Origin of the sequence: Methylobacterium cerastii (assembly GCF_022179125.1) — a bacterium.
In the GTDB taxonomy this organism is placed as follows: Bacteria; Pseudomonadota; Alphaproteobacteria; order Rhizobiales; family Beijerinckiaceae; genus Methylobacterium; species Methylobacterium cerastii.
Genome location: NZ_BPQG01000044.1, coordinates 47,433 through 59,673, shown reverse-complemented (window position 1 = coordinate 59,673; position 12,241 = coordinate 47,433). Strand labels below are relative to the sequence as shown.

The 12,241-nt window shown below is 72.7% G+C and carries 9 protein-coding genes; 7 read left to right on the top strand and 2 right to left on the bottom strand.

Translation table 11 applies throughout. The annotated features are described in order from the left end of the window. Nucleotides 1–70: 70 nt before the first annotated feature. Complete coding sequence (gene trmB, locus MFF13_RS14315) at nt 71–787, top strand: tRNA (guanine(46)-N(7))-methyltransferase TrmB (RefSeq protein ID WP_147832273.1); 717 nt, start codon at nt 71–73, stop codon at nt 785–787. A 235-nt stretch (nt 788–1,022) separates the two neighbouring features. Beyond that, nucleotides 1,023–2,753 (top strand): HWE histidine kinase domain-containing protein, encoded by a 1,731-nt coding sequence (locus tag MFF13_RS14310; RefSeq protein ID WP_238272414.1) that lies wholly within the window; start codon nt 1,023–1,025, stop codon nt 2,751–2,753. 108 nt (nt 2,754–2,861) lie between these two features. Here MFF13_RS14310 and MFF13_RS14305 read toward each other — a convergent pair whose 3' ends face one another. Continuing rightward, nucleotides 2,862–3,749: a hypothetical protein gene (locus MFF13_RS14305; protein ID WP_238272413.1), complete on the bottom strand. Its 888-nt coding sequence runs from the start codon at nt 3,747–3,749 to the stop codon at nt 2,862–2,864. A 242-nt stretch (nt 3,750–3,991) separates the two neighbouring features. Between MFF13_RS14305 and MFF13_RS14300 the strand changes: the two genes are divergently transcribed. After that, entirely contained in the window at nt 3,992–4,591 is a 600-nt protein-coding gene (locus MFF13_RS14300; protein WP_147754409.1) for a superoxide dismutase, read from the top strand. Nucleotides 4,592–4,650: 59 nt separating this feature from the next. Here the strand turns inward: MFF13_RS14300 and MFF13_RS14295 are convergent, their stop codons facing one another. After that, on the bottom strand, nt 4,651–5,376 hold the full coding sequence (locus MFF13_RS14295; protein WP_147830727.1) for a TetR/AcrR family transcriptional regulator: 726 nt from the start codon (nt 5,374–5,376) through the stop codon (nt 4,651–4,653). Between the two features lie 168 nt (nt 5,377–5,544). Between MFF13_RS14295 and MFF13_RS14290 the strand changes: the two genes are divergently transcribed. From MFF13_RS14290 to murJ, 4 genes are all read left to right on the top strand, one after another. Next, nucleotides 5,545–7,101 (top strand): flavin-containing monooxygenase, encoded by a 1,557-nt coding sequence (locus MFF13_RS14290; RefSeq protein WP_147830729.1) that lies wholly within the window; start codon nt 5,545–5,547, stop codon nt 7,099–7,101. A 159-nt stretch (nt 7,102–7,260) separates the two neighbouring features. Beyond that, a complete protein-coding gene (locus MFF13_RS14285) occupies nt 7,261–8,094 on the top strand; it encodes an SDR family NAD(P)-dependent oxidoreductase (protein WP_147830731.1) in 834 nt (277 codons plus the stop codon). Nucleotides 8,095–8,218: 124 nt separating this feature from the next. Beyond that, the gene (locus tag MFF13_RS14280) at nt 8,219–10,522 is read left to right on the top strand and encodes a xanthine dehydrogenase family protein molybdopterin-binding subunit (protein WP_147830733.1); all 2,304 of its coding nucleotides are present in this window, start codon (nt 8,219–8,221) and stop codon (nt 10,520–10,522) included. Nucleotides 10,523–10,666: 144 nt separating this feature from the next. Beyond that, nucleotides 10,667–12,196, top strand: coding sequence for a murein biosynthesis integral membrane protein MurJ (gene murJ, locus MFF13_RS14275; protein ID WP_147830735.1), 1,530 nt, complete (start codon nt 10,667–10,669; stop codon nt 12,194–12,196). Nucleotides 12,197–12,241 lie beyond the last annotated feature (45 nt).

Genomic DNA, 12,241 nt, shown 5'->3' with positions numbered 1-12,241 from the left:
CGGGTCTTCCCTCCCCCTCTGCGGGGGAGGGAAAGCGCGTCGCGTCTTCTTCGAACACCCGAGCCCGGCCGTGACCGAAACCAGCCCCCCGGCCGACGCCCCCGAGCGGGCCTTCTTCGGCCGCCGCAAGGGTAAGCGCCTGCGCGGGCTGCAGGAGCAGCGCCTTGCCGAGCTGCTGCCGCGCCTGCGCGTCGCGCCGCCCGCCGAGGGCCGCCTCGATCCGGCGACGCTGTTTCCCGGCATCGCAGACGGTCCGTCCGAGGTCTGGCTCGAGATCGGGTTCGGCGGAGGCGAGCACCTGGCGGCTCAGGCCGAAGCCCATTCCGACATCGGCATCGTCGGCGCCGAGCCCTTCGTCAACGGCGTCGCGAAGCTGCTGCGCGCCGTCGACGAGCGCGGCTTGCGCAACGTCCGCATCCGCGACGAGGACGTGTCGCCGCTGCTCGCGGCCCTGCCGGATGCCTGCCTCGCGCGGGTCTACCTGCTCTATCCCGATCCCTGGCCCAAGCGACGCCAGCGCAAGCGCCGGTTCGTCTCGGACGAATCGCTCGCCGAGATCGCCCGCGTGCTGCGTCCCGGCGGCCTGTTCCGCTTCGCCAGCGACATCGACGACTACGTCGGCTGGACCCTGGTGCGCACCGCCCGCTGCCCCGCGTTGCGCTGGACGGCGCGCAAGGCCGCCGACTGGACGCAGCCCTATTCCGGCTGGCCCGGTACCCGCTACGAGGCCAAGGCGATCGTGGCCGGGCGCCGCCCGACCTACCTGGAATTCGAGCGCATCGCGTAAGGTAAAATCGGGGCGGCGGGCAAACTAAGCTGTTGTCGAAGCCGCAGAGGGCGCCCGACGGCTTGCCCCGGCTGGGCGCCGGCCCCATCTTGCTCTCGCCCAGCCGGGGCGCCCAACGGGCGTGCCCACCGGGGCGACGCTTTTCGAGACGGCGCGACCGCGCGTTCGAGGGGACGGTGTGACCGACAGGGACGATCACGGCCCAGTAGGCGGCTTGCACGGCCCGGTAGGCGGCTTGCACGGCCCGGCGGCCGACCCGCGCCACGCAGCCTTCGAGGCGGCGGCCATCGGGCTCGCCGTGCTGTCCGAGGATGGCGCGCAGATCCTTGAGGCCAACCCCGCACTCTGCGCCCTGCTCGGCCACGCCCCTGGTGCGCTGTCGGGAAAGCCGGCCTCCGACCTCGTCGGCGGCGGCCGGATCGCCGATGGCATCCATCCCTGGCTCCATGCCGGCGGCGGCTCGGTGGAGGTGCGGGTGCGCCGCTCCGGCGCCGGCGGCACGGTTCTCGTGGTCGAGGCCGTCGACGCCGACGAGGCGGCGCGCTCCGAGGAGAACCGCCAGGACCTCGCCGCCGCGGGTCTCGGCGAATGGCGCTGGGAGCAGGCCACCGGGCGCCTCGTGCTGTCGCGCCGTGCCGCGCAGATCCTCGGCCATCCCCCCGGCGACTCCGCGACCTGGGACATCCTGCGCGCCGGCCTCTCCGCCGGCGAGCCCGAACGCCTCCAGGCCGTGGTCCGGGACGCGATGGCGCGCGACGGCGCCTACCGCTTCGAGACCCGCCTGACGCGGGAGGCGGATGGGCGCGAGGTCGTCCTCGCCGTGCGCGGCCGCCCGGTCCACGCCGCCGACGGGCGCCGCACCGGCATGGTCGGCGTGGTGCAGGACGTGACCACGCGGGTCGAGGCGCGCGACGGCCTGGTCGCCCGCGACCAGCGCCTGCGGGTCGCCACCACGGTCGCCAGGCTTGGGATCTTCGAGTGGCACATGCTCGAGGACCACGCGATCTGGGAGAACGAGCGGATGTTCGAGATCTTCGGGCACGCGCCCGAGGACGGCACCATCGGCAAATCCGAGTTCTTGCGCGACACGCTGCACCCGGACGACCGGGCGAGCGTGCGGCTGGCGATCTCGCAGGCCCTGCGCGACGACGCGATCCTGCACACCACCGGCCGCATCCGCCGCCGCAGCGACGGCGCGTGGCGCACCATCGACCTCGCCGGCCGCTTCGAGCGCGACGCCCCGAACCGGCTGCCGCGGCGGTTGATCGGCCTCGTCGCCGACGTCACCGACCAGCGGCTCGCCGAGGAGCGCCAGGCGCTGCTGATCCGCGAGCTGCACCACCGGGTGAAGAACACCCTGGCCACGGTGCAGGCGATCGTCGGCTCGACCGCGCGGACGGCGTCGAGCATCGACAGCTTCTATGAAGCCTTCGTCGGCCGCATCAAGTCGCTCGCCCACACCCATTCGGTACTTACCGAGGCGACCTGGCAGACCGCGGACCTGCGCACGCTGCTGCTCAGCGAGCTGCGCCCCTACGCCGAGGCGCAGACGCGGGAGGGCGAGGCCGGCGAGGGGGACGGCGCCTTGGACGGCCGCATCACGCTGGACGGGCCGGACACGGCGCTGCCCTCTGAGATCGCGGTGCCGATCGGCATGGCGATCCACGAGCTCACCACCAACGCGGCGAAGTACGGCGCACTTTCCAACCGCCGCGGGCGGATCTCGGTCGCCTGGACCATCCTGTCGGGCGGCTCCGCCGGGATGCTGCATTTCGCCTGGCGCGAAAGCGGCGGCCCGCCGGTGGAGCCGCCCCGCCGCCAGGGTTTCGGCTCGCGCCTGCTGCAGCGGGTGCTCACCACGCAGGTCCAAGCCGAGGTCGAGACCCTCTACGCCCAGGACGGCTTCGCCCTGACGATGCTGGCCCCCCTCCCCGTCCGCAACCCCGGTCTCGACCCGCCGGGCTGAGCCGCTCGACGCCCTCTTGCGGCCGGAACTACGGGTTCACGCGTCGCGTAGGCGCAGTCGCCACCCTTTCCTCCCTCCTCTGCGGGGGAGGGTGGCCCGCGACCTACCTCAGGCCGCGCCGCGGTTGCCGCCTTCGCCGCCGGCTTCGACGAAGGCCTTCAGCTCGTCGAGGGAGGCGAAGGTGAAGCGGCCCTGCGGGGTGTCGGCTTCGATCGCGCCGTCGGCGTACATCACGTAGGTGTTGCCGCCCGACGCATAGCGGCCGACCACCTCGCGGGCCGCAGGCTCCGGGGCCGCCTTTGCGGGCTCGGCGTCGAGGCTCGGGCGCAGGGCCGGCTCGGCCGGGGCGAACAGGTCGTCCTCCGGCTCGGGGGGCGAGGCGGGCGGAGGCGGCGGCGCAGGCGGGGCTGCCTCGGGCTCCGGCGGGGTCAGGCCGGGGAGCGGCAGTTCCGGCTCCGCCTGCGCGTCGGCTGGCGGATGCGCGATCGGGCCATGCTCGACGACCTCATGCTCAAGCGTCTCTTGCTCATGAGTTTCGTGCGCCGCGGCCGGCACGGGCTCGGGGATGGCCGGCTCGGCGTAGGCTTCCGCGAAGGCCGGGTCGGCGCGGGTCTGGCCGCCGAGGAGGCCGGCGCCGACGGCGGGGTCCACGACGCTCGGCAGCGTCGGGCGGCCCGGCGCCGGGTCGGCCGTGGCGGGCGCCGCCGGAAACGGGTCGACGAGGGGCGCGGGCGCCGCCGGCGGCAGGCGCACCCCGTCCTGGATCGTGCCGACGGCGTCGACGATGCGGCGGGCGTCGAAGGCGTGGGCGACCCGGCGCAGGCCCATGGCCACCACCGCGAGCCCGGAGAGCACCGCCCCGGCCGAGGCGACGGTGGCGCCCGCGATCACCATGGAGAGGCCGCTCTCGAGGCGAACGAAGGGAAACCCCTGGATCACCGCGACGACGCCGCCGATCACCATGGCGGCACTCAGCGCGAACAGCGCAATGATCATGGAACTCTCGAAATCGGGGCCGGATACGCCAGACCCGTAGTAAGACCTTGTCGGCGTTTTGCAAAACGCAACCAAGCCCCGTCCGGCGGACCGGCGTGGCGGTTTCCACGGACTTCGTTCCCGATCCGGCGTTGCCGCGGAAGGAAGGCCGACTTACCTACCGGGTCGTTGCCCCGTCGAGCGCGGTGCGCGGCCTCCGGTCGGACGCCCGCACCCCTGCGTTCGACAAGACGGAGAATCCCATGACCTTCACCCTGCCGGAACTGCCCTACGCCTACGACGCGCTGGCCCCTTACATGTCGAAGGAAACCCTCGAGTTCCACCACGACAAGCACCACAAGGCCTACGTCGACACCGGCAACAAGCTGCTCGAAGGCACCGGTCTCGAGGGCAAGAGCGTCGAGGAGATCGTCAAGGCGTCCTACGGCAACAACCAGCCGCTGTTCAACAACGCCGGCCAGCACTTCAACCACCTGCACTTCTGGCAGTGGATGAAGCCCAACGGCGGCGGTGCGATCCCGGGCACCCTCGCCAAGAAGATCGACGAGGATCTCGGCGGCGCCGAGAAGTTCAAGGCGGACTTCATCCAGGCCGGCATCGGCCAGTTCGGCTCGGGCTGGGCCTGGCTCGCGGTCAAGGACGGCAAGCTCGCGATCATGAAGACCCCGAACGGCGAGAACCCGCTGGTACACGGCGCCAAGCCGATTCTCGGCTGCGACGTGTGGGAGCACTCCTACTACATCGACTACCGCAACCGTCGCCCCGACTACCTCAAGGCGTTCCTCGAGAACCTCGTGAACTGGGAGCACGTTGAGAAGATGTACGCCGAGGCGACCGCCTGAGGCGTCGCGACATCGCCCTCCCCCGGGGGAGGGCGGCTTTCGTCGCGGCCGATGCGCGCTCAGCCCAGCTCTGCCGCGGCGAGCCCGGCCTCGGTCAGGTAGGGCCGGAACAGGCTCGCCACCTGGGCCGCACCCCAGTCCAGGTGCTCGCGCCGAACCTCGTCGAGGCCGCGGCGCGAACGCAGGTAGTCGATCCAGTAGGTCGAGACGATCCAGGCGTTAACGATCAGGTGCTCGGTCTCGGCGGTGCCTGCGCTGAGCAGCCCCGCCGCCTTCATGCCTGCCAGCGCCTGCCGGACGTGGTCCTGGCCGGCGTCGCTCAGGCTCTTTAGCCGCGGCCGCAGGGACGGGGCGAGCCGGAAGATCGTGCCGCCGTCGCGGTAGAAGAAGCGCCACTCCCACATCAGCGTGAACCAGCCGGCGAGGTAGGGGGCGTAGCGCGCCCGACCGTCCGCCGTGGCGTGGGCGGTGGCCACCGCCTCCAGCCGGCGCTCGAAGTCGGAGAACAGCGCCTCCAGGATCTGCTCCTTGCGCTGGAAGTGATAGTACAGGTTGCCCTCGTTGATGCCGACCGCGGCGGCGATCTCGGCGGTGGTGACCGCGGCAGGCCCGCGCTCGTTGAACAGGTCGCGGCACGTCGCGAGGACGCGCGCGCGCGTGCCGGTCCGCTTCGGTGCGCCTTCGGCCGTTTCACCGGCCGGCGCCTTCGCCCGCGCGGCGCGCGTGACGGGGCGAGCCGCGTCTCCCGGTTCCTGCGCTGCCCGATCCGACCTGCGACGCTTCATTCGACCTGCCTGCCACGGGCGGTGGACCCGCTTGCGGTCCCGCGCGGCCCGGCCGCGTTCGGCCCCGTCACCGGCACCAAGGGCGTTCTACGGCGCCCGCCCGTTGACGTCCATAAGGTGTTCACCTTAAATACAAGCACAGAGAGAAACCGCCGGAGCCGAGACGCCATGAACGACGCCGCCGACGATGCTGCGCCCACCAAAGCGGCTGCGCCTGCCAAGATCGGTTTTGCTGCGGCGGCCGGGCGTGAGGCCCGGCACGTCGACGTGCTGGTGGTGGGTGCCGGCCTCTCGGGCATCGTCATGGGGCACTACCTCCAGACCGAGTGCCCGCAGAAGACCTACGCGATCCTTGAGGCCCGCGACGCGATCGGCGGCACCTGGGACCTGTTCCGCTATCCCGGGCTGCGCTCGGATTCCGACCTCTACACCTTCGGCTTCAGCTTCCGCCCCTGGCGCAGCGACAAGGCGATCGCCGACGGCGCCTCGATCCTGGCCTACGTGCGCGAGACCGCGACGGCCGAGGGCATCGACCGACACATCCGCTTCGGCACCCGGGTCGTGCGGGCGGCCTGGGATTCGGCCGCCGCGTTGTGGACGCTGGACGCCGAGGTCGGCGCGGCGGCCGAGCCGGTGCGCTACACCTGCCGGATGCTGTCGGTGTGCGCCGGCTACTATGCGTACGATCACGGCTACAGCCCGGACTTCCCCGGCCGCGAGCGCTTCGCGGGGCCGGTTGTGCATCCGCAGGCCTGGCCCGAGGACCTGTCCTGGGCGGGCAAGCGCGTGGTGGTGATCGGCTCGGGCGCGACCGCGGTGACGCTGGTGCCGGCGATGGCCGAGACCGCGCGGCACGTCACGATGCTGCAGCGCTCGCCGACCTACGTCGTCGCCCTGCCGAGCCGGGACCAGATCGCCGATTGGCTGCGCCAAAAGCTGCCCGCCGGCCTCGCCCACCGGCTGACGCGGGCCAAGAACGTGGCGCTGGGGATTGTCTTCTACCAGTTCGCACGCAGGAAGCCGCAGGCGATGACCCAGCGCATCCTCGACGGCGTGCGCGCGCAGCTCGGCCCCGACTACGATGTCGGCAAGCATTTCACCCCGAGCTACAAGCCCTGGGACCAGCGCCTCTGCCTCGTGCCGGACGGCGACTTGTTCAAGGCGATCCGCTCCGGCGCCGCCTCGGTCGAGACCGACACGATCGCGAGCTTCACCGAGGACGGGCTCCGGCTCGCCTCCGGCAAGACGCTGCCGGCCGACATCGTCGTCACCGCCACGGGCCTGCGGATGAAGCTGCTCGGCGGCATGACGCTCACCGTCGACGGCCGTGCGGTCGAGCCGGAAGACACGTTCCTGTACAAGGGCATGATGCTGTCCGGCGTGCCGAACTTCGCGGTGACGATCGGCTACACCAACGCCTCGTGGACCCTTAAGAGCGAGCTCACCGCGCGCTATCTTTGCCGGCTCATCAAGCACATGGACGCGAATGGGTTCACGCGCTGCGAACCTCTGGCGGATGTTGCTCGCCTCAACGCGACGCCGACCCTGCCGCTCACCTCCGGCTATGTCACCCGCGCCGCGCACCTGCTGCCGAAGCAGGCCGACACCAAGCCGTGGAAGCTGCACCAGAACTACATCCTCGACACCGCAGCCCTGAAGTTCGGCCGCCTCGACGACGGCACAATGCGGTTTTCGCGCAGCGAACCGGCCAAGCGCGCGGCGTAGGATTCTCACTGGGGCGGGATGGCGCCGACCGGCCCCCTCTCCCGAACGGCAGAGGGGACCCGTGCGTCTTCGGTTTTCCGACATCGCAAGCGCCAAAGCGGATGACCGGGCGATCACGACACCGACGCCACGGCATCGAAACGAAGGGAAAGGCCCCCCATGCCGAACTGGAACCTCGAGAACCGCACGGCCGTCGTCACCGGGGCGGCGAGCGGCATCGGCCGGGCGTTGGCGGTGGGGCTCGCCGCCCGCGGTTGCAACCTGGCGCTGGCCGACCGCAACGTCGCCGGGCTGGAGGAGACCGAGCGGGTGATCGCGACGAACCGCGTCCGCATCAGCCGGCACGCGCTGGACGTCGCAGACCGCGAGGCCGTCGCCGCGCTGCCGGCAGTGGTTGAGGCGGCCCATGGCGGACTCGACCTGCTGGTCAACAACGCCGGCGTGGCGGTCGGCGGCACTTTCGACGACGTGACGGAAGCCGACTTCGAATGGCTATTCGAGATCAACTTCTGGGGCGTGGTCCGCATGACCCGCGCCTTCCTGCCGCTGCTGCGCGCGCAGCCCGAGGCGCGGATCGTCAACCTGTCGAGCCTCTACGGGCTGATCGCGCCGCCGGGCCAGACCGCCTACGCGGCGAGCAAGTTCGCAGTGCGCGGCTTCTCGCAGGCGCTTGCCCACGAGCTCGCCGGCAGCTCGGTCGGCGTCACGGTGGTGCATCCGGGCGGCGTCGCCACCTCGGTGGCCGACAGCGCGCGCCTGCCCGCGCACATGACTCCGGAGGAGGCCGCCCGGGGCCGTGCCGCCGCCAACAGCCTGCTCAAGCTGCCGCCGGAACGGGCCGCCGCGATCATCCTGGCGGCGGTGGAGCGCCGGCAGGGCCGGGTGCTCGTCGGTACGGACGCGAAGCTGGTCGCGCTGATCGAGCGCCTCGTTCCGGTCTCGTACTGGAGCCTCATCCAGAAGCTGATCCCCCGCGGCCGCGCTGCGACCTGAGCGCGGATCGCCGCGGGCCGGCCCCAAGACCTTGCCGCCGGGAGAGCGCGGCACACCTCCATTCGACCGGTCCCGGACCGAAGCGAAATACCGGCCTCGGACCGATGGGAAGTGGAGCGCGCCAATGGACCACCCGATCGCCGACCCGGCCAAAACCGGTGCCGAGGAAGGCCTGCTCGGACGCCCGCAGGTTCGGGTCGACGGCCCGGCCAAGGTGACGGGCCGGGCGCGGTTCTCCTCCGACGTCCCGCTGAAGGGGTGCGCGCACGCGGCGCTCGTCACCAGCACGATCGTGCGCGGGCGCATCCGCGGCTTCGACCTCTCCGCGGCCATGGCGACGCCCGGGTGCCTGCGCGTCTTCACCCATCGCGAGCTCGCCGGCCGGATCGCGCCGGTGAAGCACCTGATGGCCGGCGGCTACGCCAACAGCGCGCACCTTCCCCTCGGCTCCGATGAGGTCGCCTATGCCGGCCAGATCGTTGCCCTCGTCGTGGCCGAGACGCAGGAGGCGGCGACGGCGGCCGCCGCCCGCGTCCGCGTCGCGTACGCGGAGGCGCCGTTCGCCGCCACCTTCGACGAGGCCGGCGCCGAGACCGTCCGGCTGGCCGACCTGAAGCCCGAGCACGCGGATCCGGGCCGCGGCGACGCCGACGCCGCCCTGGCGCGGGCAGAAGTGCGGATCGCCGCCCGCTACGAGACGCCCACGCAGCACCACAACCCGATGGAGCTGTTCACCACCGCCTGTTTCTGGGAGGGCCGGCGGCTCACCGTGCACGAGCCGTCCCGCTACGTCGGCGCGCTGCAGCACGGGCTCGCCGCGCAGCTCGGCCTCGCGCCAGAGGACGTCCGCGTCGTATCGGGGCCGATCGGCGGCCATTTCGGCTCGAAGCTCGCTCTGTCGCAGCACACGGCCCTGGTGGCGCTTGCCGCCCGCGACCTCGGCCGCCCGGTGTCCCTGGTGCCGACCCGGAGGCAGGGCTTCACCATCGCGAACCACCGCCCGGAGACCCGCCACGACATCCGCCTCGGCGCCGACCGCGACGGCCGCCTCACCGCCCTGGTCCACGAGGCGACGATGACGACCTCGCGCTTCGATGCCTTCGCGATGGAGGGCACCGACGTGACCGCGAGCCTCTACGCCTGCCCCGACATCCGCACCGACGAGCGCGCCGTGCGGGTCGACCGCAACACGCCCGGCCCGATGCGGGCGCCCCCCGAGGTGCCCTACCTGTTCGCCCTGGAAAGCGCGGTCGACGAGATGGCCTGGACCCTCGGCCTCGATCCGATCGAGCTCCGGCGGCGCAACGACACCCCGACCGACCCGGTCTCGGGCAAGCCGTTCTCGTCGCGCCCGCTGATGGCCTGCTTCGATGCGGGGGCTGCCGCGTTCGGCTGGGCGCGCCGCGACCCGCGGCCCGGCGCGATGCGCGACGACCGTCTCCCGGACGGTCCGTGGCGGGTCGGCCTCGGCTGCGCGACCTCGGTGCGGCCGGTGAAGATCGCCGCCGCGACCATGCGCGTCGCGCTTGCCGCCGACGGCCGGGTCGCGGTCGAGACCGCCCACCACGAGATCGGCAACGGCATCACAACGCTGCTGGCGATGGCCGCCGCCGACGGGCTCGGCGTGCCGATGGCGGCCGTGACGGTGCGGCTCGGCGACACGGCGCTGCCGCCGGCCGGCATCTCGGGCGGCTCCTCGACCACCACGAGCCTGCTCAACACCCTGGCGCTCGCCTGCGAGCAGATCCGCGCGCGTCTGGTCGCCGCATGCACCGCCGCCGACGGGCCGCTGGCCGGGGCCGACCCCGCGCGCCTGCGCCTCGTCGGCGGGCGGCTGGCGCAGGCCGACGGGGGCGGCGTGCCGCTCGGCGAGGCGGTCGCCCGCCTCGACTCCGCCGGCATCGAGACCCTCGCCGAGTTCGTCCCCGAGGACGGCAGCGCCAAGAGCCTCGAGGCCCTGCGCGCCGGGCACATCAACCTCGCCAGCGGCGGCGACCACCTGTCCTGGGCCTTCGGCGCGCAGTTCGCCGAGGTGCGCGTCCACGCCGAGACCGGGGAGATCCGCGTGCCGCGCCTGCTCGGGGCGTTCGCGGCCGGACGCATCCTCAACCCGCTCACCGCCCGCAGCCAGCTCGCGGGCGGCATGATCTGGGGACTCGGCTCGGCGCTGCTGGAGGAGACGGTGCTCGACCGCGGCCATTACTGCAACGCGGACCTCGCCGAATACCTCGTCGCCACCGCGGCCGACACGCCCGAGATCGAGGTCCTGTTCGTCCCCGACCCGGACGCAAAGGTGAATCCGCTCGGCCTGAAGGGACTGGGAGAACTCGGCATCATCGGCGTCAACGCGGCCATCGCCAACGCGGTCTACCACGCCACCGGCCAGCGCCACCGCCGCCTGCCGATCCGGATCGAGAGCGTGGCGTAAGCGGCTCGCGACCGCTTCCCTCGCCTGCGGCCGCTCCCCCCTCGCCTGCCACCCGCTTGCGTTGCCGGTGGCCGCAACCGTAAGCCTCCGCCGGGCAGCAGTGACGGTGGGCGGCGTGACGGCACTCGCATTCGGGACGAACCGGTGATCCGCGCGATCCTCTCCGTCGGCGGCTGGACGCTGGTGTCGCGGGTCACGGGGTTCGCCCGCGACGTGGTGATGGCCGCGGTGATGGGGGCCGGGCCGATGGCCGACGCCTTCGTCGTCGCCTTCCGCCTGCCGAACCATTTCCGCGCGATCTTCGGCGAGGGGGCGTTCAACACCGCCTTCGTGCCGGCCTATGCCGGGCTGTCGGAGGCCGGGGCGGACGGCGCGGCGCAACGCTTCGCCGACCGGATCTTCACGCTGATGCTGGCCGTGCAGGTCGTGCTGCTGGCGGTGGCGATCCCCGCGATGCCGTGGGTGGTGCGGGCGCTGGCGCCGGGCTTCGCGGAGGACCCGCAGCGCTTCGACCTCGCGGTGGCGCTGACGCGGATCACCTTCCCCTACCTGCTGTTCATGACCCTGGTGACGCTGCTCTCCGGCGTGCTGAACGCCCAGCGCCGCTTCGCGGTGGCGGCCGGCGCCCCGGTTCTCTTGAACCTGGCGATGCTGGCGGCGCTCAGCCTGGCCTTCCTGTTCCCCGACGCGGCGCACGCGGCCGCCTGGGGTGTCGCGGTCTCGGGCGTGCTCCAGTTCGGACTGCTGTGGTGGGGCTGCCGGCGGGCGGGCGTCGCGCCGCGGCTCAGCCGCCCTAGCTTGCGCGATCCGGCGATGCGCCGGTTCTTCGCCGTGCTCGGGCCGGCGGTGGTGGGCGCGGCCGGGTTCCAGATCGCGACGTTTGCCGACACCATCATCGCGAGCTTCCTGCCCACCGGCGCGGTCTCGGCATTGTACTACGCCGACCGGCTCTACCAGCTGCCCTTCGGCGTCATCGCCATCGCCGCCGGCACGGTGCTGCTGCCGGAGATGAGTCGGCGGATCGCGGCCGGGGACGTGTCCGGCGCGCATGCCGCGCAGAACCGTGCCGCCGGGTTCTCGCTCGCGCTCTCCGCCCCGTTCACGGTGGCCTTCCTGACCCTGCCCGGCCTGACCATGGCCGCCCTGTTCCAGCGCGGCGCGTTCTCGGCGGACGACGCCGCCCGCGCGGCGTCGGTGCTGGCCGCCTACGGGCTGGCGCTGCCGGCCGTCGTGCTGGTGCGCTCGGCGGTGGCGAGTTTCTACAGCCGGCAGGACACCAGGACCCCGCTCTGGGCCTCGCTCACGGCGATTGCCGTCAACGTCGTGCTGAAGCTCTGGCTCACCGGCCCCTACGGCGTCGTCGGTCTCGCGCTCGCCACCGCGATCAGCCAGTGGGTCAACCTGCTGATCCTCGTCGCCCTCGCCTGGCGCCGCGGCTGGACCGCGCCGAGCCGGACGCTGGGCCTCACCATCCTCGGCGTGGCGCTCAGCTGCGCCGCCCTCGCGCTGGTGGCGGTCTACGGGCTGCCGGTGGTGGAATCCCTCGTGCCCGCCCTGCCGCGCGGCCGCGAGGTCGCGGTGCTGGCGCTGCTCGGCGTCGCGGGCGCGGCCGTCTACGGCGGGCTGCTCGCCGGCCTGCTCCACCTGTTCGGGCTGCGCCTGCGGCGGGCTTGAGCGGTTCGGCCTCTCCCTCCCCCCTTTCAGCGGGGAGGGGAACGC